24 protein-coding genes are annotated in these 25,244 nt (G+C 47.8%); 21 read left to right on the forward strand and 3 right to left on the reverse strand.

What is annotated here, in order from left to right; all coding sequences use genetic code 11:
- Positions 1-13: 13 nt before the first annotated feature.
- Positions 14-2,041: a beta-galactosidase gene (locus ACUYLD_RS04650; RefSeq protein WP_446674519.1), complete on the reverse strand. Its 2,028-nt coding sequence runs from the start codon at positions 2,039-2,041 to the stop codon at positions 14-16.
- 138 nt (positions 2,042-2,179) lie between these two features.
- Between ACUYLD_RS04650 and ACUYLD_RS04655 the strand changes: the two genes are divergently transcribed.
- From ACUYLD_RS04655 to coaD, 9 genes are all read left to right on the forward strand, one after another.
- A complete protein-coding gene (locus ACUYLD_RS04655) occupies positions 2,180-3,016 on the forward strand; it encodes an AraC family transcriptional regulator (protein WP_069291699.1) in 837 nt (278 codons plus the stop codon).
- A gap of 199 nt (positions 3,017-3,215) precedes the next feature.
- The gene (locus ACUYLD_RS04660; protein ID WP_061831344.1) at positions 3,216-5,033 is read left to right on the forward strand and encodes an APC family permease; all 1,818 of its coding nucleotides are present in this window, start codon (positions 3,216-3,218) and stop codon (positions 5,031-5,033) included.
- A gap of 150 nt (positions 5,034-5,183) precedes the next feature.
- Positions 5,184-5,255, forward strand: a complete 72-nt coding sequence (locus ACUYLD_RS04665; RefSeq protein WP_367987578.1) for a hypothetical protein — start codon at positions 5,184-5,186, stop codon at positions 5,253-5,255.
- Positions 5,224-6,342 (forward strand): acyltransferase family protein, encoded by a 1,119-nt coding sequence (locus ACUYLD_RS04670; RefSeq protein ID WP_446674520.1) that lies wholly within the window; start codon positions 5,224-5,226, stop codon positions 6,340-6,342. The genes ACUYLD_RS04665 and ACUYLD_RS04670 overlap by 32 nt, the downstream gene beginning before the upstream one ends.
- 171 nt (positions 6,343-6,513) lie before the next feature.
- Complete coding sequence (locus ACUYLD_RS04675) at positions 6,514-7,146, forward strand: hypothetical protein (protein ID WP_061831346.1); 633 nt, start codon at positions 6,514-6,516, stop codon at positions 7,144-7,146.
- Entirely contained in the window at positions 7,139-7,654 is a 516-nt protein-coding gene (locus tag ACUYLD_RS04680) for an accessory gene regulator ArgB-like protein (protein WP_322176364.1), read from the forward strand. Before ACUYLD_RS04675 ends, ACUYLD_RS04680 begins: the two co-directional genes overlap by 8 nt.
- A 5-nt stretch (positions 7,655-7,659) precedes the next feature.
- Complete coding sequence (locus tag ACUYLD_RS04685; protein ID WP_023988155.1) at positions 7,660-7,782, forward strand: cyclic lactone autoinducer peptide; 123 nt, start codon at positions 7,660-7,662, stop codon at positions 7,780-7,782.
- A gap of 315 nt (positions 7,783-8,097) precedes the next feature.
- On the forward strand, positions 8,098-8,739 hold the full coding sequence (gene rsmD, locus ACUYLD_RS04690) for a 16S rRNA (guanine(966)-N(2))-methyltransferase RsmD (protein ID WP_250268078.1): 642 nt from the start codon (positions 8,098-8,100) through the stop codon (positions 8,737-8,739).
- Positions 8,732-9,253: a pantetheine-phosphate adenylyltransferase gene (gene coaD, locus ACUYLD_RS04695; protein WP_250261723.1), complete on the forward strand. Its 522-nt coding sequence runs from the start codon at positions 8,732-8,734 to the stop codon at positions 9,251-9,253. The genes rsmD and coaD overlap by 8 nt, the downstream gene beginning before the upstream one ends.
- Here coaD and ACUYLD_RS04700 read toward each other — a convergent pair.
- Positions 9,216-10,499: a nucleoside recognition protein gene (locus ACUYLD_RS04700; RefSeq protein WP_446674521.1), complete on the reverse strand. Its 1,284-nt coding sequence runs from the start codon at positions 10,497-10,499 to the stop codon at positions 9,216-9,218. The two genes, coaD and ACUYLD_RS04700, sit on opposite strands and share 38 nt — an antisense overlap.
- A gap of 200 nt (positions 10,500-10,699) precedes the next feature.
- On the opposite strand from ACUYLD_RS04700, the gene ACUYLD_RS04705 reads away from it, so the two are divergent.
- Entirely contained in the window at positions 10,700-11,731 is a 1,032-nt protein-coding gene (locus tag ACUYLD_RS04705) for a YlbL family protein (protein WP_446674522.1), read from the forward strand.
- On the opposite strand, the gene ACUYLD_RS04710 is transcribed toward ACUYLD_RS04705, so the two are convergent.
- Positions 11,721-12,956, reverse strand: coding sequence for a nucleotidyltransferase (locus tag ACUYLD_RS04710; protein WP_446674523.1), 1,236 nt, complete (start codon positions 12,954-12,956; stop codon positions 11,721-11,723). The genes ACUYLD_RS04705 and ACUYLD_RS04710 overlap by 11 nt on opposite strands.
- Positions 12,957-13,311: 355 nt before the next feature.
- Here ACUYLD_RS04710 and ACUYLD_RS04715 point away from each other — a divergent pair, with 355 nt between their 5' ends.
- From ACUYLD_RS04715 to smc, 11 genes are all read left to right on the forward strand, one after another.
- On the forward strand, positions 13,312-13,830 hold the full coding sequence (locus ACUYLD_RS04715; protein WP_061832013.1) for a YceD family protein: 519 nt from the start codon (positions 13,312-13,314) through the stop codon (positions 13,828-13,830).
- Positions 13,831-14,017: 187 nt separating this feature from the next.
- Positions 14,018-14,191: a 50S ribosomal protein L32 gene (rpmF, locus tag ACUYLD_RS04720; protein ID WP_007429979.1), complete on the forward strand. Its 174-nt coding sequence runs from the start codon at positions 14,018-14,020 to the stop codon at positions 14,189-14,191.
- 281 nt (positions 14,192-14,472) lie between these two features.
- The gene (fapR, locus tag ACUYLD_RS04725; RefSeq protein ID WP_007429980.1) at positions 14,473-15,069 is read left to right on the forward strand and encodes a transcription factor FapR; all 597 of its coding nucleotides are present in this window, start codon (positions 14,473-14,475) and stop codon (positions 15,067-15,069) included.
- Positions 15,053-16,045 (forward strand): phosphate acyltransferase PlsX, encoded by a 993-nt coding sequence (gene plsX / locus ACUYLD_RS04730; RefSeq protein WP_061832012.1) that lies wholly within the window; start codon positions 15,053-15,055, stop codon positions 16,043-16,045. The genes fapR and plsX overlap by 17 nt, the downstream gene beginning before the upstream one ends.
- Positions 16,046-16,053: 8 nt before the next feature.
- Entirely contained in the window at positions 16,054-17,043 is a 990-nt protein-coding gene (locus ACUYLD_RS04735; protein WP_069291709.1) for a beta-ketoacyl-ACP synthase III, read from the forward strand.
- A gap of 81 nt (positions 17,044-17,124) precedes the next feature.
- The gene (gene fabD / locus ACUYLD_RS04740) at positions 17,125-18,069 is read left to right on the forward strand and encodes an ACP S-malonyltransferase (protein WP_250268082.1); all 945 of its coding nucleotides are present in this window, start codon (positions 17,125-17,127) and stop codon (positions 18,067-18,069) included.
- A gap of 50 nt (positions 18,070-18,119) precedes the next feature.
- On the forward strand, positions 18,120-18,869 hold the full coding sequence (gene fabG, locus ACUYLD_RS04745; RefSeq protein ID WP_025721716.1) for a 3-oxoacyl-[acyl-carrier-protein] reductase: 750 nt from the start codon (positions 18,120-18,122) through the stop codon (positions 18,867-18,869).
- A 108-nt stretch (positions 18,870-18,977) separates the two neighbouring features.
- Positions 18,978-19,211, forward strand: coding sequence for an acyl carrier protein (locus tag ACUYLD_RS04750; RefSeq protein WP_007429985.1), 234 nt, complete (start codon positions 18,978-18,980; stop codon positions 19,209-19,211).
- Between the two features lie 228 nt (positions 19,212-19,439).
- Positions 19,440-20,678: a beta-ketoacyl-ACP synthase II gene (fabF, locus tag ACUYLD_RS04755; protein WP_061832008.1), complete on the forward strand. Its 1,239-nt coding sequence runs from the start codon at positions 19,440-19,442 to the stop codon at positions 20,676-20,678.
- Between the two features lie 12 nt (positions 20,679-20,690).
- Entirely contained in the window at positions 20,691-21,389 is a 699-nt protein-coding gene (gene rnc / locus ACUYLD_RS04760; RefSeq protein ID WP_013309856.1) for a ribonuclease III, read from the forward strand.
- A gap of 256 nt (positions 21,390-21,645) precedes the next feature.
- Positions 21,646-25,215: a chromosome segregation protein SMC gene (smc, locus tag ACUYLD_RS04765; protein WP_069291711.1), complete on the forward strand. Its 3,570-nt coding sequence runs from the start codon at positions 21,646-21,648 to the stop codon at positions 25,213-25,215.
- Positions 25,216-25,244 lie beyond the last annotated feature (29 nt).

A 25,244-nucleotide genomic window follows, 5' to 3' on the forward strand; every position in this document is an offset into this window, starting at 1 on the left:
CAAATCTGAGTGATTATGATAGCTCCAGTACTTGAAAGCCGTAACCTTCAATAGAAATATCTCCTTCCAGGTATTTACCGCTGATCAGCTCGTTCCCTTTCTGATCATCCAGATGATATTGCTGCGTCTGGGCGTTATGATTCAGAACAAATAGATACGATTTTCCATCTTTGGTCCGTACAGTGGCTTCTACACCCGCAGGAGCGCGCAGTAGGGATGGAATCCCTTTTTGCTCACAAATGTAGCCCAGCAGGCCATCAAGGAAAGTCTCTTCAGGATCTGAAGCAACGTACCATGCCTCACCTTGACCGAAACGATTACGTGTCAGCACTGGCATGCCCTGATAGAAATCATCGCCGTATTCGGCCAGCACCTCGGCGCCTTCGCTATGCAACAAGTCGCAGAGCAGACCGCATTTATATTCACCTTGTAATACGCCCACCTTTTCTTTCAATACAATGCGATTGTGTGATTCCGGCAGAAGCGCGTCTATTTCTTCCACCCAGATCCCAAGTAAGTTACGCAGTTTACCAGGATATCCTCCGGTTGTGACCAGATCATTTTCATTTACAATGCCACTGAAAAAGGTCGTTACGAAGGTGCCGCCATGCTCTGTGAATTGTTCCAGCTTCTCGGCGGTACCCGGCTTGACCATGTAGAGTACAGGCGCGATAATGAGATCATATTTCTGGAAATCTGCATCAACAGAAATCAGGTCTACCTGTACATTCCGCCGGAAGAGGGGAGCATAATACTTGTGTACCTGATCCATATATTTCAAGGCGACAGAAGGGCCGCTTGATTTTTCCAAAGCCCACCAATTATCCCAATCGAATAAAATGGCTACTTTGGCATTAACGGTCGCGTCAAGTAGCGTGTTGCCTAATGCGCCAAGCTCACTGCCAAGCTGTGCCACCTCGCGAAATACACGTGTGTTCCCATGCCCGGCATGCTCAATGACGGCCCCGTGGAATTTCTCACAAGCGCCGATCGAGCGGCGAAGCTGGAAGAACATGACCGTGTCCGCGCCATGCGCGACCGCCTGATAACTCCATAACCGCATAACGCCAGGCCGTTTAAGCGAATTATACGCCTGCCAGTTCTGCTGGCTCGGTGTTTGCTCCATCAGCATAAAGGGTTGCCCATCCTTCAAGCCGCGCATCAGATCGTGCGCCATGGCCGTATAGCTCGGCGGGGTATTGGCCGCAGGATAACTATCCCAAGATACAATATCCATGTGCTTAGCCCATTTAAAATAGTCCAGTTGTTTGAAAAAGCCCATCAGATTGGTCGTTACCACGGCATCGGGAATATGTTTTTTAATCGCGTTATACTCCAGCAGATAACAATCAAGCATACTGTCTGAATTAAAGCGTGCATAATCGAGGGATATGCCCTGAAAGGTCGAGTGATTTTCTCCCCAATGCTCGCTCAGATTATTTGGTGGTACAATTTCATCCCAATCATAGAAGGTGTGACCCCAGAAGGAAGTATTCCACACCCGGTTTAGTTCTTCCAGTGATCCGTATTTTTGCTTGAGCCACACCCGAAATGCGGCCGCACAGTTATCACAATAGCAATCCCCGCCGTACTCATTGGACACGTGCCACACGAGGATCGCAGGATGGTTTTTGTATCGTTCTGCAAGTCGGTCAGCCATCTGCTCCGCATATTTTCGGTACGTTGGACTGTTCGGACAGGAGTTGTGGCGTCCGCCGAATTTCCGCTTACGCCCGTCAGCATCGACCCGCAGAATGTCGGGATAACGCGTAGCCATCCAGGCTGGATGGGCTGCCGTGCTAGTAGCTAAACAAACGAAGATATCGCTTTCATAAAGACTGTCAATTAATTGATCCAGCCATTCAAAATAATATGTGATTTCGTCGGATTGAATTTTGGCCCATGAGAATACGTTGACCGTGGCGATATCAATCCCTGCCTGCCTGAACATCCGCAAATCTTCCTGATGCGTGGCCTCATCCCATTGCTCAGGATTATAATCTCCACCGTAAAATACTTTAGGAAGTTTACTGCTTATCATGCCAATCACCTCTGTATATAAGAATAATCCTATCTTATAATACAAATAACTGCTTTTAAATATAATAAAATGAACGTGTATATAACAATATGGATCTACATGTGAAATACATACCCGCATACGCCGGAGGTGCTTTTTATGATTTTAACTCCCCATCATTTAAGATTTTTCCTGACTACGCGTGAGCATTCTTTACCCCTTTTTATTGAAAGTATCGGATTTAACAGCAGGCAGGAAGATGTGTCCCGTCCAGAGGGTTATCCGTGCTTTCACTGGATTCAGACGGTGTCTGGTGAAGGGATGTTTACATTTAAAGGGGGGAGCTTCCGTTTGGGAGAGCAGTCCGGGGTTCTGCTGCTGCCCGGGGAATCCCATGCATACAGACGGGCGACCAAGGTATGGCGAACGTTATACATTACATTTGACGGCCCCATCGCCGCTGCTGTATTGACTGCACTGGGATTGAAGCATACGCGTGGGTATCATTGGGACCCGGATAGCGAGCTACACAGCTTTGGGGAAACTATGCTCCATTCCATGGTTAGTGAACGTGATTTGTCTGGATTAGATGCTTCGGCCAATATGTATCGTTTTCTGACTCTATTGCGTAAACATGGACAACATAGCTCGATGCCTTCCCTATCCCATAATGTAGAACGTTTAACCCCTGTACTAGCCTTTATGGAGCAAAATTATGCCAGTCCCGATGTGGGCCTAGGTGATATGGCAGTTATGATGAATGTCAGCTCCCGTCATTTAAATACATTATTTAAGCAAGCGTTTGGTGTGACTTCTTATGCTTATCTGATTGTAATTCGGCTGCGGAAGGCCAAGGAAATGATGACGGAATATCCGCAATTAACAGTAAAGGAGATTTCGGAGCGAGTAGGATTCCGAGATGCCAGTCATTTTGTGGCAACTTTTCGCCGAGCTGAAGGAATTACGCCTGAAAGGTTCAAATTACTGTATACATAAGGGTATTTTATCGAAATACTCTTTCTTACTCGGGAATGCTCATTTTAGGGAGCATTCCTTATTGTTTTTTTCAGGATGAGGGAGTATAAAATAATAGTTCATTTGTTTCATCAATCTGATGTTCAGGTGACATAATAAAAATAAACATAAGATCCATAGTTCTTTTGCAAAACCCTCATCCAAAGAAGGAGTCAACGAAATGCTGAGTAAAGTCAAAAGATTATTAATCGGTCGTCCGCGAAAGTCGACGGCCCTTGAAGATGAGAAACTGAATAAGCTCAAGGCACTGGCCATTCTGTCCTCAGATGCCTTGTCCTCTGTAGCTTACGGAACGGAGCAAATTCTGCTGGTTTTAATTACAGCCGGCTTCGCTGCCCTATGGTATTCCATTCCTATATCCATTGCGGTATTGGGATTGCTGATCATTCTGATCCTGTCCTATAGACAGACCATATTTTCCTATCCTGGTGGCGGAGGAGCGTACATTGTTGCACAGGACAATTTGGGGAAAAGTCCAAGTCTGATTGCAGGCGGATCTCTGCTGGTCGATTATATTCTAACGGTAGCAGTTAGCTCATCAGCAGGTACAGATGCCATTACATCGGCGTTCCCATCGTTACATGATCATCGGATCGCCATTGCTCTGATTATGATTATCTTTTTAACTATTATGAACTTGCGCGGGGTGACAGAATCTGCCTCGGTGCTGGCTGTACCGATTTATTTATTTGTTGTTGCCATTTTTGTTTTGATTATTAGCGGTATCATTCATTACGTGGCAGGGGGAGCTCATGCTGCAGCACCGCAATTTGGAGCTACGGTATCCAACGTCAGCCTGTTTCTCTTACTAAAGGCATTTAGCTCGGGCTGTTCGGCGCTAACTGGGGTAGAAGCTGTCTCGAATGCCATTCCGAACTTCCGCAAGCCTGCTGCCAAAAATGCAGCAACTACACTAATGATGATGGGTTTGATTCTCGGGTGTATGTTTATCGGAATTAGTTTGCTGGCTTATTGGTACGGTGTTCGTCCTAATCCGCATGAAACGGTCATCTCGCAAATTGCGAACGCCACTTTCGGGCGCGGTGTGATGTATTATATCATTCAGGGCGTAACGGCGCTCATCTTGTTTTTGGCGGCAAATACAGCCTATTCGGCCTTTCCGTTGCTTGCTTTTATGCTCGCGAAGGACAAATACATGCCGCACATGTTCATGGTTCGTGGAGATCGGCTCGGATACTCTAATGGTATCTTGTTTCTGAGTATCTTCTCGGCATTGCTGGTCATCGTATTTGGCGGCAACACAGAAAATCTAATCCCGCTTTATGCCGTAGGGGTATTTATTCCGTTCACGCTCTCGCAACTTGGCATGATGATTCGCTGGATCAAGCTCAAACCGCCAGGCTGGATCGTCAAACTTGCTATTAATACGGTTGGGATGCTGACCACGCTGTCGATTACGCTTATCTTTATCTTTACCAAGTTTAGCCAGGTGTGGGTAATCTTTATCTTCCTGCCTTTGGTTCTGTATTTCTTTATGAAGATCAATAGGCATTACAAAAATACGGCTGAACAACTGCGCATTGATATTACCAAGGATAAACCTATGGTGAAAGGCAATACGATTATTATTCCGGTGGCAGGTATTACGCGAGTCGTTATGAATACGATCAGCTATGCCAAAACCTTGTCGGACAATGTGGTTGCCGTATATGTGGGTGTGGATGATGAAGCGATTCGCAAAATGGAACAGAAATGGGAAGAGTGGGATGTCGGTATACGTTTGGTGGTACTGAAATCCCGTTATCGCAGCATTATTAATCCGCTTCGCAAGTTCATCGATACAGTAGAGTGGAAAAAAGCAGACGAGGACCATATCACTGTTCTCATTCCACAATTCATCACCAAGCACTGGTGGGAAAATATTCTACACAATCAGACCAGCTTACTGATGAGAGCTTATTTGATTAATTATAAAGACGTGATCGTAACGACCGTTCCTTTTCATTTAAACAAATAAAGTCACTGCCAATTGGCCCATACTCATTTGCGTGAGCTGACGATAGTAATGCCAAAATGAACATCTTTTGGCCGCATTTCTTTGCGGTCGGAGGATGTTTTTTTGCATAACGGAGATATTTACTTTGGTGATACATTTTGTGTATTATAGATACGAAATGTATCATTTAAGACTGTTATGGAGGGATACGATGCCCGAAGCCACGGGGAAAATGGAAGATGACAAGCTGCAATTTGTAGATACGCTGAGGGCGCTGGCTATTATTGGAGTTTTACTTGTGCATGTCAGCCAGCATGTAGACGGATTAAACGGATGGTTGCAAAAAGGCTTGAGTATAGGAGCTAAAGGAGTCGCTTTATTTTATATGGCCAGCGCTTTTACACTATTTCTGTCCTTGAGCAGACGTTCAGGTGACAAGAGGGAAAGAATTTCAGCTTACCTGTTGCGTCGTTTTTTTCGGATTGCTCCTTTGTATTACGTGATGTTAGGAATCTATTTGGTTGTGAACGGGACAGGTCCAAGATTTTGGCTTGGAGATCAGGAGGGAGTCACTGCCGCCAATATCGCTGCTCATGTCCTGTTTTTGAATGGTCTGAATCCGTACTGGATCAACAGCATTATTGGTGTGGAATGGTCCATTGCGGTGGAATGTATGTTTTATCTGTTTATCCCCCTATTATTTAAGCTGATCCGATCAGTCCGCCATGCGGCCTGGTTTGTTGTGATGGTGCTTGTGGTAAGCTTCGGTCTAAATACGGTATTTGCTCAATATCCATGGATTAGTGATCACTCTTTATGGGGGCACTATCTGTATTTATGGTTTCCGAATCAATTGCCTGTCTTTGGGCTAGGTATATTGTTGTTTTTTATTTGGAAAGACGAGCGGCATTGGAAAAGTATAGACCGAGTCAGTGGAGGTTTGCTGCTTGTTTCTGTGCTATTTGCATTTTTTGGAGGCATGACCGATTATCTCATAGGTTTCGGGTTGCTACTGGGAGCGTATGCTTTGTATCACTGGCAGCCGATATGGCTGCTTAATCGGGTATGGTCATGGATCGGCCGCCTTAGCTACAGCATGTATTTGACGCATATGCTGGCTCTGGGACTAATCGTACAGGTTAAAATACCTTTTGCTCCCCTAGTCAGCCTCACACTTATGTTTATCATGACGTTGCTAGTCACCATCGGACTATCCTGGTTTACCTACTCGTGGATTGAACAGCCCGGCATCCTTTGGGGGAAAAAGCTTATATCACGTATGAAGCCAGTCCGCAAGCAGGGAGATTCGGTCAAAGAAAGTGTTGCCTAAGCTACAACTTGAAGCAGCATCCGATAACATTTGGTTGAAGTGCTTGAATAAATCTATGAAATAATTGAAAAGACCTCTTGAAAAGTAGCTCCCAGCCCTTTATATTCGATGTACATCCAAGTTTTTGAATACACCGATGAGGTTGGTTGGAATTGTAAAGGAGATGCACGCATGCTTTTGAAGCCAATCGGCTTTTTGCTTTTCTCCACGCTTGAAGGAGTAGCTGTTTTTGCGCTGATTTTGAGTATTTTTAAAGTTAAAATGACCCCTTATCTTTGGCAGGCCATTTTTGTTAACCTGATTATGAATATGCAAAGTTATATGCTCCGAGAGGAGTTTTCCCTTTCGTATTTGGTGCCTGTCGTAAATATGCTGCTTTTTATTTTTTTACTCGCTACGGTCGTGAAGATTCCGATTGTGTGGTCCGGTATTATGACGGTTACAGGTTATTTTGCATATGCCGTTGTTCAGTCGGTATTCTTAAAAGTCATGTTCGGCAATCTTCCGGTTTCTGAGCTGCAGGATGGGTCCTTGAAGGGCTATCTACTACAAGTGGTAAGCGCGGCAGTAGGACTGCTTATTTCATTGATGTTGTATCGAAAAGGGATCGGCTTTTCCCCTAATTTCAAGAAGCTTAAGTTCAAAGAGGAATATGGCATTGTCATCACGCTGATTATCCTGTCCCTCATTTCAACTTCTATTGTGCTCTACTATAACGAGGTATGGTTAAGTATGATATTTTTTGCACTGGTTTCGGGATTTTTCATCTATTATGCAATCGGAAAGGAATACCGGGATGATTGAAGCGATGGCTTTCAAACTTGCTAACCAGATCAAACGTACTGTGCCTGATCATCCAGCCTCTGTCGCGGTACTTCAATACGCACTTGCTCTCATTCTGAATGCGTCCATGATCATTGTGTTAACACTATTCGCCTCAATCTTCACGGGGCGGATGGTAGAAGCTGTAACGATTCTCGTCGCTTTCGCCCTACTGCGCCAAATATCAGGAGGCATTCATTTGAAAACGGGCATGGCATGTGTGTTGGTGACCTCAGCAGCTTTTACTTACATATCCTGCATTGCCTTAAATAGTTGGTGGACAAACCTGTTTACCGGAATAGCTCTCATTCTCGTTTTATGTTTTGCCCCATCCAGAATTGAAAAGCAGTCGCGCATTCCAGTACGTTTTTATCCCCTCTTGCGACTGTTATCCTCCTTGCTTGTATGTACTAATTTTGTAATCGGTTCCTCTGTAGTGGCTGTTGCTTTTTTGGTCCAAAGTCTAACATTGATCCGGGGAAGGAGGTGAGTGGAATGATGAGGAAAATGGTATATGGATTAGCCACATCGTTGTCTATGTTTGCAACATTTGCTGTATCAGTGGCAAGTTATGTGTATGTTTATCAAGGGGATACACCCGAGGAACTGCTGAAATAAACAAAATGCCGAAATAGAAAAATGATACATAGAGCTGCTATTAAGCAGCTTCTTTTTATGTAAAAAAAATCAGGCGCTCCATTAAAGAGCGCCCGAATGGGAGAGGAGAAACCGGACGAAGAGCTTATGGGGAAACGTAAGTCTTCTCCGCGGTTGTCTACGACATTGGTTGAATGCCGATATCCTAAGGATGCCCAGGGAATGGTTTTTTATACCTGCCTCATCCTAAGTTTTTCAAACGGCGGTGCATGTGGTACGATAGCGTCATAATCTTATATGGTTATGAACACATATAGAAAATAGGTGAGTTTCAGCGTGAGAGTGGTATCGGGTAGTGCCAAAGGAAGGCCGTTAAAGGCAGTTCCCGGCACAGGGACGCGGCCGACCACGGATAAGGTCAAGGAAGCGCTATTTAGCATGATAGGTCCTTATTTTGATGGGGGAGTCGCACTTGATCTGTTTGCTGGTAGTGGTGGCCTGGGTATAGAGGCGCTTAGCCGGGGAATGGACAAGGCTGTTTTTATTGATATGGAATCCAAAAGCATTGATGTCATTAAAGAAAATTTACGAAAAACTGGACTGGAAGGACAGGCTGAAGTGTTCCGCAATGATGCCGGACGAGCGCTCAAGGTGCTGGCAAAACGTGGAGCTCTTTTTGATGCTGTTTTTCTCGATCCACCCTATCGTCTCAAACACGGAGATGAATTAATGAGCCGTATGGCTGAGTTGAACTTGCTTCGTTCAGATGCAATCATCGTGCTGGAGTATGAATCGGGACATGAATATCCGGAAAGCTTCGGACCGTTCGAACAGGTCAGAAAAGCAGTCTATGGTGAAACGGCGTTATCTATTTATCATTTTGCAGCCGATGCTTTGTCGAATGTTGTAGAACATACGGAAGCCGGAGTGGTCAAATTCGGCATCAGCGAATCAGACGGGGAGGACCATCATGATTGAGCACAAACCACGTATTGCCGTATATCCGGGAACCTTTGATCCCGTGACGATGGGGCACCAGGATATTATTCAAAGAGCAGCCAGACAGTTTGATCTATTGATTGTCGCGGTTCTTAACAATATTAGTAAAAATCCGCTGTTTTCACTTGAGGAACGAATGGAGCTGCTGCGAACGGTAACTCGCGATATCCCGAACGTTGAAGTGGACAGCTTCCGTGATCTGACAGCTAATTATGTACGTCAAAAAGGGGCCCAGGTTATTGTCAGAGGAATCCGGTCGGTGACTGATTTTGAATATGAGCTGCAATTAGCCTCTACAAATCATAAGCTGAACCCGGATGCGGAAACGATCTTTATGATGACCAATCCGACTTATTCATATCTGAGTTCCAGTATGGTGAAGGAAATTGCGCATTTTGATGGCAAGGTTGTAGATCTGGTGGCACCGGAGGTGGAAGACGCGCTGCGTGCGAAGGTCAACGCGAATCGCGGCGGCTCCACCATGAAGTCATAAAGGAAAAGGCCAGCAGGGTAACTATAATTGTACCCAGCAGCGCAATGGACAGTACGGTTAGTTGCCAGGGGTACATAGATGTTCCTTCTATTTGTGTTAGTAAGCCGCTGGCTCCGGTCATGACAGGATGCGTGGCAGATTCATTTACGCTTTCCACAAAAGAAGACACAGAACTGCGACTGACGTAAGCGGGAGTTGTATTACTGACGATGCGGTTAAGCGGGACCCATGTCGCTAAGGTAAGTCCAAAAGCAATGATCCCATGGAGCACTCGTGACAAGGTGAAGGTGATGCCCTTGTCGGAAGGTCTGGTGACGGCGGTAATCTGAAGCCAGCCGCACAGGCCGCCCCATCCCAACACAGCACTGATCAGGGCTGCTTGTGTACGGAGATCGTAGGGCAGACGGCTGATTTCATAGGAACCCAAATGGATTTCCATCCAGGCAGGCCATATGAAAGAAAGCGATCCTTGGCCTGTGTATATGGACAGCAGTCGAATCAGTACGGAAAAGAAAATAATGAATCCACCTGTCACCATCAGCGCCTGTACAGCATGGGATACGGTTTCGCCCAACAGTTTTCCGAAACTGCGGCCGTCCTGTTCTCTGGCAGAGCGGGTAGCTTCCCATGCGGATCGGATCAGGGAGGGAGAAGTACGGGAAACTGAGGTGCGCCGTAGGGCAGCTGGCGTTTCCCGTTTTTGCAATTCTTTGGACGATACAGGTAGTCTGGCGGTGATCCAGCCTGCCAGTAGCCCGGAAATCCAGTGAACTGCAAGTAACATCATGCCTGCGGTAGCATTGTGCAGTAGCCCTGTCCCGATGACGAGCAGGATGGTAATCGGATTGCAGAAATGAGCGATAGAGGTTAGACGTCGAAGCTGAAACGCAGTCATATCCTCCTGTTGTGCCCATTGGCGCACCGCTTCCGCTGCAGCGGGGAATCCCGCGGTCAGGCCGAGGGCCAACACCCAGCCGCTTCGCCCGGGTAGACGGAACCAGGATCGCATAAACGGCTCCAGCAGGATACCTAGTCCATGTACTAGACCAAAGGCGATGAGCATTTCGGACAGCATCAAAAAAGGCAGCATGGCTGGGAAAATAATACTCCACCATAGCTTAAGGCCTTGAGTAGAGGCTTGAAATACTTCTTCTGGTGAGGCGACAACAGCCAGTACAAGCAAAATGGCTCCGAGGCCAAGCAGTATGGTTGTCCAATAAGGAGCGGAACGGGCTTCCTTTTGCATCAAAGAATTCACCTCTCATAAATATACTAAGGAGAGTGGGATGCTGTCTCCAGTGTTTATTCACGTTCGTTGTCTTGGGATAGGTTGTTCGTATACGTTGTCGTAAACAATGTATGCTTTTTCGGAAGGCTTGAGAACAGGTGGCGCAGAGGCACTTGGATAAGATAGGAGAAGTTAGGCTGCAAGGGGGGGGAGAAGCAATGAAACGAATAAACCGGAAAAGAGTTTTTTTTACAACCGGTTATGTGTTAATGCTGGCTGCAATGGTCTATGTGCTGGTCTATATGCCAACCCCTTATCTGATCTATGGACCAGGTGGGGCTAACGAGATCAAACCGATGGTTAAAGTCCGGGAGGGTGACAGCATCGAACGGGGGACCTTTATGATGACGACCGTATCGGCGCGTTATGCCAATGTTATTATGTTGGGCCTGTCCAAGCTGGACCGCAATTCGGAGATTCAGCGCAAAGAGGATCGTCTGCATGGAAGAAGTGAAGACGAATATGCGGCAGAGCAGGTATGGTATATGGGGGATTCCCAATCTTCCGCGATGGAGGCTGCCTACACCCGTGCCCATGTTCCCTATCGCATTGTGCCGGATTATGTGTATGTATTTAAGGTCCCGGGATCGAACAGCGTGTTTGAGCCTGGAGATGAAATATTGGAGCTGAACGGCGTGCGGGTGACCGATAATCGTTCCATTCGGAAGGCTTTAGAGGACGAAAAATCGGGAAAAATGGCTAAAGTGAAGCTAAAGCGCGAAGGAAAGTTGCTGACCGTGCAAGCTCCCTTAACGACCATCACGGACAGTGAGACGGGTAAGCAACGTTCTGGCTTTGGCGTCAGTATTGCCACGGTACAGAAGGTAGAGCCGAAGGATGAACGTAAAACGATTCATTTTACATCTACGGATGTTGGCGGTCCTTCGGCAGGTTTGATGTTTACCATGGAAATCTATAACCAACTGACACCAGGTGATCTGAGTAAGGGATATCGTGTAGCCGGTACGGGTACTATTGATAAGGACGGTCAGGTTGGAGCGATTGGTGGTGCAAAGTACAAAATAGTTGCTGCTGACCGTCAGGGTGCGGAATTGTTTTTCGTCCCTGCGGATAATTATAAAGAGGCCAAGGCCAAAGCTGAGCAAATGGGAAGCCGGATGAAGCTTGTTTCGGTTCGCAAGCTTGGCGATGCGCTGAATTATATGGAAAAGCTGCCCATCAAACCATAATGGGCGGTCGCAAGTAATCAGCATACATGCCGCGGATGGCGGGACGTGGCATCCCGGCTGCGTGTATGGCGGCTGCGGCTGTATCCCAGTCCAGGTGGGGATGTGATCCGGCAGACAGCTTGACCCATACCGGAAGGGTGGCTGTTTGCTTCATACGTGCCAGCAGCTCGCGTCCAGCCCTGTTAAAGCCGAGCACGCGGATATAGCCCGGACCTTTCGCCAGCTCAGCCGGAGTCATATCGGCTTTGGCATGATTCAGCAAAATATGTGTACACATCCGCTGAAGCTTCGTACGAGTATACCGCCTTGTCTTGATCGCGGTGAGCAGGGCCTCCACAGAAGGCTGGGACAGCGTGTACAGCGATTGCTGCAGACGATGCTCCAGCCCTTCGGTGACCTCGTGCAGCTCCGCCAGCTGCTGCGGGCTACGTGTGATTAGGGCGTTCAGCAACGGCTGGCTGAACGCTTCCCAGTGCAGCGGCGCGCGTTCAGCTTGCCACTCGCGCCGCAAAATCTCCAGTGTCGCCGCAGGTATGTACGGTGACGCGGCTTCCGGCCCGCCGTCCAGCAGCAGACGGCGGATGGCCGTGGCGCTGGCGATGACTCCGTCCGCAGGGGCCACGGCTTCGTGGTAGCCCGATCCCGTGCGGGCTACCGTGAAGGGCTTGATTGTGCTGCCCAGCCGTTCCAGCGCAATCAAATAATGCAGCCCCAACGTATTGTTGGGCTGCTGCATGAGGGCGGCGAGCGCAGCGCCGTCCGCTCCTTCGGCCGCGAGCGCGGCTGCGGCTCCCGCGTAGGCAGCGGGATAGCTCGTGCCGCTGCTTAGGCGCTGCGCGATGCCGGCCTTGAGCTCGGCCGGCTCTGCCGCCAGCACGCGAGCCAGCGCGCGCAGCGGGGCGATGTCTCCGCTCTCGCTGCCGAAGCAGAGCGCGTCGACGATGCCCGTCGCATGGAGCAGGGCGACCGCTCCGCGGGCAAACCATTCTGCGGGCTGGACGGCATAGGCCACAGGCAGCTCCAGAACTAGGTCCACACCCATGGCGAGTGCCATTTCGGTGCGGGACCATTTGTCTGTAATCGCGGGTTCACCCCGCTGAAGGAAAGGACCACTCATCACAGCCACTGTGCGTTGCGCACCAGTGATGCGAAGAGATTCCTCCCAGTGATGGACATGTCCGTTATGCAGGGGATTGTACTCTACAATCATACCGAGTGTTTTCAAGACCGTAGTAGGCTCCTTTCTTAAAGTAGCTTATTGGATAACCCTTTTGATAATAATGGTTAAGTACCCGTGAATGATTGTTTTCAGGGCAGCTATACTGATTTTTCATCGTCGGCATGAACAAGACCATTGAGACCTGGACGAAAAAGCTTTATACTCGCATTATTGTACACGAAGAGTGGCGGGGGTACGAATACTCATCAGTACATGTTTAGCACAATGCATTTTTGCTTCTGCATAAAACTTGTCGAACCATTGGAAAACCTGTGGATTTGTGAGTGGTGTAAAGTGAAAGGTGTTGACAAACGACTCGATCAGTCGGTATAATAATTTTTGTTTGTTTGGAGTGATAGTGATGCAACTATTTTTTCGCAAAGTAGCAACAAGTGACGGTCCTTTTCCTATCCGTGAATCTCTTAATGTGAGTGAATTGGTGGATGATCGTGCTGATGTTACGGCCGTTTCCCCGCTGGAGACCGACTTGGTCGCCGTTAGTCTGGGTCAAGGCTTGATGAGCGTGGAAGGCACGTTGACCGCAAGTCTGGACATGCTGTGCTCACGCTGTTTAAGCCCGATGCACGAGGATTTAAAGATTGAATTCCGTGAACGGTTCAAGCAAACCTCTTCGAGTGTTGAAGAGGAGGATGAAGATGGCGATTTTATCGCAGTGACGGAGGACTCCTTCGACATTGCACCGTATTGTGAAGAACTGTTTGTACTGCATGTGCCGTTTGCGCCTTTGTGCAGTGAGGATTGTCAGGGAATCGCACCAAAGACCGGACAAAACTGGAGTATTGGCTCCGATGACAGTAGCGATGGCAATACGGAAAAGATTGATCCGCGTCTGGCAGGGCTTAAGGATTTTTTTAAATGAGAATTGAGTTCAATTCTGAAAAATCATCATCCGCTTGTGCCGGAGAGTTACTGAACCGATGCGTGGATGTTGCAGGCTTGATTCACCGGCTGTAAGATAATTGCTTCTAGCATTTTCTTTCAGTCTTGAATGAGATAAGAAGTCATACCCGTTATGCGGGGTTGATCTGGTTAAGGAGGTGGGAAGAATGGCAGTACCTCAACGGAGAACATCCAAAACTCGTCGCGACAAACGTCGTACTCACTTTAAACTGGCAGTACCAGGTATGGTGAAATGCTCCGAATGCGGCGAATTGAAACTTGCTCACCATGTGTGCAAAGTTTGCGGAACGTACAAAGCTAGAGAGATCATCTCTCAATAATGTCCGATAAGCGGATTCTTTGGAATCTTCGCAGAAAGAGTAGCGCTTCACTTCAGTGAGGCGCTACTTTTTTTGTCTGCATGCTTCCTTTTTACGTCAGCATGCTATATACTGTTTTAGTACCAGGTTCTAAGAAAGAAGGGCCGAAGGGGTTCCTTTATACATACAAGAAGACAAATCGGCTTGAAGTCTCGCCGTTAGAAAGTGAAGTAAAGTAACCCAAACTGTCGTCTGAACGACAGTTTATTGTAGGGAAAGGAGGCGTCACTGACATCGAACGTTTGCCGAAGAGACAGAGACAGCAGCGGCTGACTCAATTAATTGATGATAATCCGTTCGTAACGGATCAGGAATTGACAAGACAGCTGAAGGTAAGTATTCAGACTATTCGGCTGGACCGGATGGAACTGGGAATCCCGGAATTGCGGGAACGGCTAAAGCTGATGGCTGAGCGCTCCTACGACCAGGTTCGTTCCTTGCCTTTGCATGAAGTGATCGGGGATATCGTTGATCTACAGTTGGATCGAAGCGGTATTTCGATTTTTGAGATTAAAGAGGAACATATTTTTTCGCGTACTGGCATTGCGCGGGGGCATTATGTATTTGCCCAGGCCAATTCATTGGCCGTTGCCGTGATTAATGATGAGATAGCATTGACCGCGTCAGCGGATATACGCTTTGTCCGCCCGGTTCATTTAGGTGAGAAGTGCATTGCCAAGGCATATGTACGCTCCAATCCAGAACAAAAAGGGAAGGCTAAAGTGGAAGTCTTTGCCTACGTAGGGGAAGAAATGGTGTTCCAAGGCAACTTTGTCATTTATCGCTCCACGGAGGAAGAGTATAGCGAAGGAGGAAGTCAGCATGCGGATCGCCATTGATGCCATGGGGGGAGATAATGCTCCTGAGGCGACAGTAGAGGGCGCGCTATCTGCGGCGGCGGAATGGAAGGATACGGACATTACGCTGGTTGGTGACCGGGAACGAATTGAATCGGTTCTGAACGGCAGGGCGTTGCCGACGAACCTTAGCATTCGCCATGCATCCGAAACGATAGATGCGCAGGACGAGCCTGTAAAGGCAGTGCGCCGTAAAAAGGATGCTTCGATGGTCGTGGCTGGTCGAATGGTCAGAGAAGGCGAAGCGGATGCCATGATATCTGCAGGTAATACAGGCGCGCTAATGACCACAGGGTTGCTGGTGGTTGGAAGAATGGAAGGCATTGAACGTCCGGCTCTCGCGCCGATGATACCAACGATTGATGATCAGGGTATTCTGGCGCTTGACTTGGGAGCCAATATGGATGCCAAGCCTGAGCATCTTGCCCAGTATGCGCTGATGGGGAGTTTGTATCGTCAGAAAGTTCACGGTGTGACTTCTCCAAGGGTGGGTCTGCTGAATGTGGGGACTGAAGCTGGGAAGGGCAATGAACTGACGAAGTTGGCATTTCCACTTATTGAGCAGTTACCTGTCAATTTTGTGGGTAATGTTGAATCGAGAGATGTGTTAACCGGGAATTGCGATGTACTGGTGTGTGATGGATTTGCTGGGAATATCATGCTAAAATCACTGGAGGGTACAGCCGGAGCCATATTTTCTCTCTTAAAAGAGCAATTCACCAAATCCTTGAAGACCAAGCTTGCGGCAGCCTTGATTATGCCTGAGCTTCGCAGTCTGAAAGGTAAATTGGATTATAAAGAGCATGGCGGGGCTCCTTTGCTGGGTTTGAGTGGACTCGTCCTGAAAAGTCACGGTTCGTCTGACGGCGTTGCCGTCAAAAACGCGGTAAGGCAGGCTCGTACGGCCTTGCAAAACCGGTTGGTGGAAAGTATATCCAAGGAAATCAGCAGGAAGTGAGTGACGATATGAATAAATTACGGCCGGTTGGTGTTATCGGAACAGGGAAATACGTACCTGAGAAAATTCTAACCAATAAAGATTTGGAAGCAATCGTAGAAACGAGTGATGAATGGATTGTCAGCCGTACAGGGATTCAGGAGCGCCATATTGCGGCTCCAGAACAGGCTACATCTGATTTAGCTTATGAAGCAGCAATTAAGGCGTTGGAGTCCGCGGGTATGACGGCACAGGATCTGGATTTAATTATTGTAGCTACGGTTACACCGGATATGGCGTTTCCGTCAACTGCCTGCATTCTTCAGGACAAATTGGGAGCCAAAGGCGCAGCAGCTTTCGATTTGTCTGCGGCATGCTCGGGTTTTGTATACGGATTGGCTACGGCAACGAGCTTCATTAAGACAGGTATTTATAATAATGCATTAATCATTGGGGCAGACTGTCTTTCTCGGATTACAGATTATACCGACCGCAATACCTGTGTTCTATTCGGAGATGGTGCAGGAGCTGTAGTGATTGGCGAAGTGCCTGAAGGTAGAGGATTCCAATCCTTTGATCTCGGGGCTGAAGGTGCCGGAGGCAGCTTACTCAAGTTGGAAGCAGGAGGCTCGCGTTTGCCTGCGAGTGCAGACACACTGGAAAATAAACAGCACTACATATACATGAACGGACGCGAAGTGTTCAAGTTCGCGGTTCGTGTTATGGGAACGGCAACGGTTGATGTGTTGGAAAAAGCAGGGCTGTCCAAAGATGATATTGATCTGTTCGTTCCGCATCAAGCCAATATTCGCATCATCCAATCGGCGATGCAACGTCTGGATTTACCAGAGGAAAAGGTAGTTGTTAATGTTCATAAATATGCGAATACATCTGCAGCATCAATCCCTCTCGCTCTTGTGGAAGCAGCTGAGGAAGGCCGCATGAAGGAAGGCGACCGTGTATTAATGGTGGGCTTTGGCGGTGGCTTGACCTGGGGAGCGTCGGTTCTTGTCTGGTAATTAGTTGGAAGTTTTGATATAATATTGGATTTGTGTAGTGTTTTACAGGACAAGCATTGGATACAGAGAGGTGCATACACGATGGGCAAAACGGCATTTATATTTCCCGGTCAGGGTTCACAAGCTGTAGGTATGGCTAAAGATGCTTATGAAGCAGTTCCAGCTGCAACAGAAGTATTTCGCCAAGCGGACGAACGGTTAGGGTTCGCACTAAGCACACTGATTTTTGAAGGGCCGGACACAGCTTTGAAGCAAACATCCAATACGCAGCCTGCACTGTTAACGGCGAGCATTGCGTTGTATGAAGCGTTCAAGGAAAAAATGGGCATTCATCCCGATTATGTGGCTGGACACAGTCTAGGAGAATATAGCGCGCTAGTCGCTTCCGGTGTCCTCGCTTTTGAGGATGCGGTTGAGATCGTTCGTACACGTGGCGAGTTCATGGAGCAGGCCATTCCTGATGGGCAAGGCGGGATGGCTGCTGTGTTGGGAGCTGATCGTGAAGCATTGGCAGCATTGTGCCGAGATATTACGGAGTCTGGTCAACTGGTCGAACTAGCCAACATCAATTGTCCCGGACAAATTGTTGTATCTGGTACGAAGGAGGGCGTAGCTGCTGTCGCTGAACGTGTGAAGGAAGCAGGAGGCAAGCGCGCTATTACTCTGGAGGTTAGCGGTCCTTTCCACTCATCATTGATGAAGGAAGCAGCGACCAAGCTCTCCGGCAAGTTGGGGGCTGTAAATTTCTCGAAAGCTCAGATTCCGGTTGTTGCCAATGTAACAGCTAAACCTGTACGTGAGGGGAGCGAAATCCGCCAACTGTTGGTGGATCAGGTCTATTCTCCGGTACTGTGGGAAGACAGTGTAACATGGCTACTAGAACAAGGTGTTGACACCTTTGTTGAGTTTGGACCGGGAAGTGTTTTGACTGGACTGGTTAAAAAAATCGACAAAACGGTTAAGCTGTATAATATAAGCAGCCTGGAGTCGTTTGCTTCTGTAACGGAAGCCTTGGAGGCCCGTTAAAAGTATAATCATTGCCTTAACGGGTTATATACTTGCAAGGGGGGACTATGATGTCTAAGCCATTGAGTGGAAAAACGGCGCTCGTTACGGGAGCGTCGCGCGGAATTGGCCGTAGTATCGCGCTGGCGCTGGCTGAAGCAGGCGCTAATGTGGCAGTAAACTATGCTGGTAGTGAAGCGGCTGCGACTGAGGTAGCAGAGCAGATTCGTGCCAAAGGTGTAGAGGCTATTACAGTTCAGGCTAATGTCGGTCGCGCTGACGAAGCAGATCAGTTGATCAAGGATGTGATTGGCGCTTGGGGCAAGATTGACATCCTGGTGAATAATGCCGGCATAACAAGAGATAATTTAATCATGCGCATGAAGGAAGAGGAATTCGATCAGGTGATCGAAACGAATCTGAAGGGTGTGTTTAATTGTCTTAAGGCGGCAACACGTCCAATGATGAAGCAGCGTTCTGGCCGAATTATCAATATCTCCTCCGTGGTCGGTGTACTTGGCAACGCAGGACAAGCCAACTACGTTGCTGCTAAAGCAGGGGTAATTGGTCTTACCAAATCCTCTGCTCGAGAGCTTGCGTCGAGAGGTATTACAGTGAACTGTGTGGCTCCTGGATTCATCGATACTGAGATGACGCAGGTACTGGCTGATGATTTGCGTGACAATATGCTTAGCGGTATACCGCTGGCCCGTCTTGGACGGCCTGAGGAAATTGCTGACGTGGTGCTGTTCTTGGCCTCGGATGCTTCCTCATATATGACGGGCCAGACTTTGCATGTGGATGGCGGCATGTATATGTAGTAGCATGTTGCCAATCCGCATGCCCCGATGAAGAGTTGTCAATGAAAACTCTCTTCTATGGCATTTTAATTGTAATTTTCGTATAATACCTAAGAGGAGGTGAGCCGGATGTCCGATGTATTGGAGCGCGTAAAACGCATTGTCGTTGACCGTTTGGGAGCCGACGAAGCCGAAGTTACACTTGAAGCATCTTTTAAAGATGATTTAGGCGCTGATTCTCTCGATGTAGTTGAATTGGTAATGGAATTGGAAGATGAGTTTGATATGGAAATCTCTGATGAAGATGCAGAGAAAATTACAACTGTAGGTGAAGTTGTGAAGTACATACAATCTCATACCTAATTCATGTCATCAAAAGTCCCGTTCTGTTACAGGCGGGACTTTCTCCTAATTATACAGATTGAACTAAAGACGGAATTGCCGCGTGTTTTTGAGTTTGGCTCAGCTTCACTTAGTCAAAGGCTGAGAAGTATGCGGCATTACTAACTTTAGTTGATTCTATATTATTTTTACGCACAAGAGTGTGCGGTCTTAAAATACAATATGCAGTAAACATAGAGGTGATTATCTTTGAAACAACGTGTTGTCATAACAGGAATGGGTGTAATCACTTCGCTGGGACAGGATTTGAACACACTATGGGATAATCTGATGGCTGGAAAATCCGGCGTCAGTGAAATCGAAGCTTTCGATACAAGTGAGTACACTACGAAAATAGCCGCTTCCATTAAAGATTTTAATCCAGAGGATTATATTGAACGTAAGGATGCGCGTAAAATGGACCGCTTTGTGCAGTTTGCGGTTGCTGCTAGTAAGTTGGCGCTTGAGGACAGCGGACTTGTAATCGGAGAAAATGCGGACGCTGAGCGTGTTGGTGTATCTGTCGGTTCCGGTATTGGCGGATTGGGAACTTGGGAAGATCAGCACAACGCACTGATTGAAAAAGGACCTAAACGCGTAAGCCCTTTCTTCATCCCGATGATGATTGCTAATATGGGTTCCGGTCAAGTATCGATTTCACTCGGTGCTAAAGGCCCTAATACATCACCAGTTACGGCATGTGCCACGGGCAGTCATGCTATTGGCGATTCCTTCCGCATGATTCAGCGCGGTGACGCAGACGCCATGATTTGCGGAGGAGCTGAGGCCACTATTCGTCCGATTGGTATGGCTGGATTTTGTTCCATGCGAGCGATGTCCACGCGTAATGACGAGCCTCAAAAGGCAAGTCGTCCTTTTGATACCGAAAGAGACGGGTTTGTTATGGGCGAAGGCTCTGGTGTTCTTATTCTGGAATCGTTGGATCATGCTTTGAAGCGTGGTGCGCGTATTTACGGTGAAGTGATTGGCTACGGTCTTTCTGGCGATGCCCATCATATGACGGAGCCTGATCCAGAGGGAGCGGCACGCTGCATTAGAATGGCGATCCGTGATGCTGGATTGAATCCTGAAGAGATTGATTATATCAATGCACATGGTACATCTACACCAGTCGGTGATAAATCCGAAACGGAAGCAGTTAAGAAAACGCTTGGAGAGCATGCCTATAAGGTAGCGATCAGCTCAACCAAGTCGATGACAGGGCATTTATTGGGTGCAGCGGGCGGCGTTGAAGCCGTGATCTGTGGTCTCGCCCTTCAGCATCAGACGATTCCGCCAACGATTAATTTGGATAATCAAGACCCGGCATGCGATCTTGATTATGTACCTAATAAGCCGAGAAAAGCGGAACTGAATGTGGTTATGTCCAATTCCTTTGGTTTTGGCGGTCACAATGCTACGGTTATTCTAAAAAAATATGAAGCATAAGGGGTCAGTTCGTTGAGTGGAGACTTGAAGCAATTACAGCAGAAACTTCATATTCAATTCAACAATCGGCAGCTTCTGAAGCAGGCCTTTACGCACGCTTCCTACGTAAACGAACATCGGTTCAGTCAGCATGCAGACAATGAGCGTCTTGAATTTTTAGGTGACGCTGTTCTGGAACTGACGGTGTCCGAGCAATTGTACAATCAGTACCCTAACCGACCCGAAGGCGAACTCACCAAGTTGCGTGCAGCTATTGTCTGTGAGCCTTCTCTGGTGAAATTTGCTGTCGGGCTTGAGTTCGGGCAATATGTACTGCTTGGAAAAGGTGAAGAGTTGACAGGTGGACGTACTCGTCCGGCTCTGTTGGCTGATGTATTCGAAGCGTTCGTAGGTGCGCTTTATTTGGATCAGGGTCTGGAGGCCGTCCGTTCGTTTCTGGAACGTTATATTTTTCCTCAAATTGTATTAAACGGTAAGCTTCAGATGAGTGATTTCAAAACAGAGCTTCAGGAACTGACGCAGCATCATAACATGGGGATGCTTGAATACAAGATTGTAGAGGAGCGCGGACCAGCCCATGAGCGCGAGTTTGTAGCTGAGGTATATATGGACAGCGAACGGCTAGGGGCAGGTACGGGACGCTCCAAAAAAGAAGCTGAGCAGCAAGCGGCGGCAGTAGCTTTAAACCGTTTGAAGCTGGCAGAATCGTAATCGGTACCTGAGCAGCCCGGACGGGTTACGCAAGCAGGGGGCACAAAGTAAGAGCAAAGGGCAGTCCGCGGGGAGTCCCGGCCCGTAATGGCGAATGGACTGCGTTTTGCTCTTTTTTCGTGGCTTTGCTGGTGTAATGTGAGTGTCGGTACTGTGCTTTATACAAGCTAGTTTATGCTACAATAGGGATAATTCATATCAATCAGGTATACGGTGTTGTACAAGCATATTTGAAATGTTAGAGGTGAGATTGAGCATGTTTTTAAAGCGCATTGAGCTGGCGGGCTTCAAATCGTTTGCAGATAAAACGGAAATGGAATTTGTCCGCGGCATTACGGCAGTCGTCGGACCCAACGGAAGTGGAAAAAGTAATATTTCCGACGGAATTCGTTGGGTGCTGGGCGAACAGAGTGCCAAATCACTGCGTGGCGGCAAAATGGAGGACATTATTTTTGCGGGTAGTGATGCTCGTAAGGCTGTTAATTACGGTGAAGTATCGCTTACGTTGGATAATGAAGATCAGGCGTTGCCTCTGGATTTTGGTGAGGTCACGGTAACGCGACGTGTACATCGAAGTGGGGATAGTGAATATTTCATTAATCGGCAATCATGCAGACTCCGAGATATTACAGAGCTGTTTATGGATACAGGCATTGGTAAAGAAGCTTATTCAATTATTGGGCAGGGACGCATTGAAGAAATTCTGAGTACCCGATCTGAGGATCGTCGAGGTATTTTTGAGGAAGCTTCGGGTATCGTAAAATATAAATCGCGTAAAAAAGATGCGGTTCGCAAGCTGGATGAAACGGAGCAAAATTTGCTGCGTATTCACGATTTGGTTAGTGAACTGGAGGATCAGATTGGACCGCTTAAGGAGCAGTCTGAAAAAGCGATTCATTTTAAAGAGCTGCGCGGTGAATTGAAATCAAAAGAAATTTCAATGTACGTCCATCAAATTGAACAAATTCATACTTCGTGGAGCGATGCGACTTCCAAACTAGCTCTGTTGCAGCAGGAGCAGCTTCAGTTGTCTACGGTGGTGTCCCGCCATGATGCGATGCTGGAAAGCGACCGCAACGAATTGCGCCAGCTGGAAGAGCAGGTAGAGCAGTTGCAAAGGGATTTGTTGCAATACAGTGAAGCGACGGAGAAAAGTGAAGGCTACGGCGAATTGCTCAAAGAGCGCACACGCAATCTGGAGGCTAATCGGGAACAATTGATCTTATCACTTAGCACAAGCGAATCACGGCATTCCGAGCGCAGGAGTGAACTGGATCAGCTGAACGAAAAACTGTCTGCACTGAATGTAGAGCTTGACGAGTTGCGTGCGCGGCTGTCTGACGAAGAGGCCAAACTGATTGGTGTTACAGGCGGAATCAGCCAGGAGCAGGAAGAAAGCCTAAAGGGTGGTCTGCTGGAGCTGATGAATCAGATGGCGCAGGCGCGTAACGAAATTCGTTATACAGACCAACAGAAGGAAGCATTGGAACGGCGTGTGACTCGCGTAAGTGACGAATCCGGCAAATGGGAAGCCCAGAAAGTACAACTTGAAAAGCGCAAAAAGGGATTGGAAGCTGCGGTTCAGAAGCTGGGGCAGGAAATCAGTAGTTTGCGTAGTGGCTATATTCAGGGAAGTGAAAAGTACCAGGCCCTGCAAAAACTACTGGAAGAAAACCAGGGTACGGTTCGTAAATGGGAACAAAAACGTGAGGCTCAAATTTCACGGCGAGATACAATGAAGGAAATGCAGGATGACTTTGACGGCTTCATGCTTGGAGTTAAAGAGGTATTGAAGGCTGCACGAAAAGAAACTTTGCATGGTGTGCATGGAGCGGTAGCGGAGCTGATTCGGGTGCCTGAGCATTTAGAGCAGGCGATGGAAACCGCTTTGGGTGCTTCAGTTCAGCATATCGTGATGGAAAATGAATCCGTATCCAGACAGGCGATCAGTTTTCTAAAGCAACGTCAACTGGGCAGAGCGACATTTTTGCCTATGGATGTTATTCGTCCGCGTCAAATCGGTGCAGGAGAACGCCAAATTGCAGAAGGAGCCGAAGGCTTTGTCGGAATCGGTGCAGATCTTGTTCAGTATGATGATCGATATGCCGGAATTGTAGGCAGTCTCTTGGGGAATGTGGTCATTGCCCGTACGTTGGAAGATGCAAACCGTATTGCGGCCCGTTGCCAATATAGATACCGCGTGGTCACTTTGGAAGGCGATGTTGTCAATGCAGGGGGTTCCATGACTGGGGGAAGCCAGTTCAAGAAAAATGCTAATCTGCTTGGACGCAAACGTCAGCTGGATCAGTTGGATCAAGACATTGTAGATACGGAGCAGCAAATTGCAAGGTTGCGCCAGAGTGCAATAGATACCAAACGCCAGTTGGAGGAGACACAGACCCGTCTGGACGAGCTTCGTCACGGCGGCGATGTGAAGCGCGGCGAAGAGCAGCAGATGGCAATGGAGCTCAAGCAATTGGAGCATGAACTTCGTCATGTTCTAGAGCAGGTCGCTGCGTCTGGTCAGGAGAAAAAGGGCTTTGATCAGGAAATCAAGGAACTGGAAACTTCCCGTGAAGAAGCATTGGTAAAGTTGGCTGCGTTGGAGGAAGAAGAAAAGAAAACGCATCAGGCCATTCATGCTGCCGAATTTGCCCGTAAAGCCAACGAATCTGCCAAAGAGCAGCTGCAGGGAGAGCTCACGAATCTCAAGGTAAGAGAAGGAAAGCTGGACCAAGAGCGCTTTTCATTGGAAGAGCAGCTGCGCAGATTGCGTGGGGATTATGATACTCTTGGTAAGGATTCGAGACAAAACAAGACCTTGCTTGCTTCCATCGAAGCAGATTTGCTGACCAATGAGCAGGAGACCGTGAAACAGATTGAAAATCTCAATCAATACCGTTTGAAAAAGGAAGAAGCCGCACAGCAACTGGAATTCAAGCGGGCTGCACGTAGCAGCTTGTCCAAAAAGCTTGAAGTGGCTGAGAACGACACGAAAGAACAGCGAATTCAGCTCAAGTCAGTGGAGGAGTTGCTTCGTCAAACGGAAATTGGAGTAAATCGGCTTGATGTGGAACTGGAAAACGTTCTGAAAAAATTAAGTGATGATTATGAACTCAGCTATGAGTTAGCCAAGCAGCGTTACCCTATACCGGAAGATATTGAAGGTACGCAGAGTGAGGTAGAAAGGCTCAAACGTGGTATTTCCGCGTTGGGTGAGGTGAATCTAGGCGCCATTGAGGAATACCAGCGTGTGCATGAGCGTTATACGTTTCTTGATGAGCAAAAGTCTGATTTGGTGGAGGCCAAGACAACGCTTTATCAGGTTATTCGTGAAATGGATGAAGAAATGTCCAAACGCTTTAAGACTACGTTCGATGCTATTCGGCGCGAATTTGGAACGGTATTCTCCAAGCTGTTCGGAGGCGGACGTGCTGATCTCGTGCTGCTTGACCCGGAACGCTTATTGGAGACGGGAATTGACATCGTAGCTCAGCCACCGGGCAAAAAACTGCAAAACTTGCAGCTACTGTCGGGCGGTGAGCGTGCGTTAACAGCGATGGCGTTACTATTTGCCATTTTACACGTTAAACCTGTTCCATTCTGTGTACTCGATGAAGTAGAGGCTGCATTGGACGAAGCAAACGTGGTGCGTTTTGCCCAGTATTTACGAGAATTCTCGGAGCAGACACAGTTCATTGTAGTCACACACCGCAAGGGCACAATGGAAGAATCAGATGTGCTGTACGGGGTTACGATGGAGGAAGGCGGGGTTTCCAAACTCGTATCTGTCAAGCTAGACAACGATGAAGCTGAGATTGCCTGACATTAAATAACATACTTTCAGACCAACGG

It is taken from the genome of Paenibacillus sp. SER-28, from assembly GCF_052906305.1.

Excerpts from the sequence above, each read along its gene's own strand:
- ACUYLD_RS04650 (WP_446674519.1), bottom strand. The coding sequence starts at position 2,041 with ATGATAAGCAGTAAACTTCCTAAAGTATTTTACGGTGGAGATTATAAT.
- ACUYLD_RS04655 (WP_069291699.1), top strand. The coding sequence starts at position 2,180 with ATGATTTTAACTCCCCATCATTTAAGATTTTTCCTGACTACGCGTGAG.
- ACUYLD_RS04660 (WP_061831344.1), top strand. The coding sequence starts at position 3,216 with ATGCTGAGTAAAGTCAAAAGATTATTAATCGGTCGTCCGCGAAAGTCG.
- ACUYLD_RS04670 (WP_446674520.1), top strand. The coding sequence starts at position 5,224 with ATGCCCGAAGCCACGGGGAAAATGGAAGATGACAAGCTGCAATTTGTA.
- ACUYLD_RS04675 (WP_061831346.1), top strand. The coding sequence starts at position 6,514 with ATGCTTTTGAAGCCAATCGGCTTTTTGCTTTTCTCCACGCTTGAAGGA.
- ACUYLD_RS04680 (WP_322176364.1), top strand. The coding sequence starts at position 7,139 with ATGATTGAAGCGATGGCTTTCAAACTTGCTAACCAGATCAAACGTACT.
- ACUYLD_RS04685 (WP_023988155.1), top strand. The coding sequence starts at position 7,660 with ATGATGAGGAAAATGGTATATGGATTAGCCACATCGTTGTCTATGTTT.
- coaD (WP_250261723.1), top strand. The coding sequence starts at position 8,732 with ATGATTGAGCACAAACCACGTATTGCCGTATATCCGGGAACCTTTGAT.
- ACUYLD_RS04700 (WP_446674521.1), bottom strand. The coding sequence starts at position 10,499 with ATGCAAAAGGAAGCCCGTTCCGCTCCTTATTGGACAACCATACTGCTT.
- ACUYLD_RS04705 (WP_446674522.1), top strand. The coding sequence starts at position 10,700 with ATGAAACGAATAAACCGGAAAAGAGTTTTTTTTACAACCGGTTATGTG.
- ACUYLD_RS04715 (WP_061832013.1), top strand. The coding sequence starts at position 13,312 with ATGCAACTATTTTTTCGCAAAGTAGCAACAAGTGACGGTCCTTTTCCT.
- rpmF (WP_007429979.1), top strand. The coding sequence starts at position 14,018 with ATGGCAGTACCTCAACGGAGAACATCCAAAACTCGTCGCGACAAACGT.
- plsX (WP_061832012.1), top strand. The coding sequence starts at position 15,053 with ATGCGGATCGCCATTGATGCCATGGGGGGAGATAATGCTCCTGAGGCG.
- ACUYLD_RS04735 (WP_069291709.1), top strand. The coding sequence starts at position 16,054 with ATGAATAAATTACGGCCGGTTGGTGTTATCGGAACAGGGAAATACGTA.
- fabD (WP_250268082.1), top strand. The coding sequence starts at position 17,125 with ATGGGCAAAACGGCATTTATATTTCCCGGTCAGGGTTCACAAGCTGTA.
- fabG (WP_025721716.1), top strand. The coding sequence starts at position 18,120 with ATGTCTAAGCCATTGAGTGGAAAAACGGCGCTCGTTACGGGAGCGTCG.
- ACUYLD_RS04750 (WP_007429985.1), top strand. The coding sequence starts at position 18,978 with ATGTCCGATGTATTGGAGCGCGTAAAACGCATTGTCGTTGACCGTTTG.
- smc (WP_069291711.1), top strand. The coding sequence starts at position 21,646 with ATGTTTTTAAAGCGCATTGAGCTGGCGGGCTTCAAATCGTTTGCAGAT.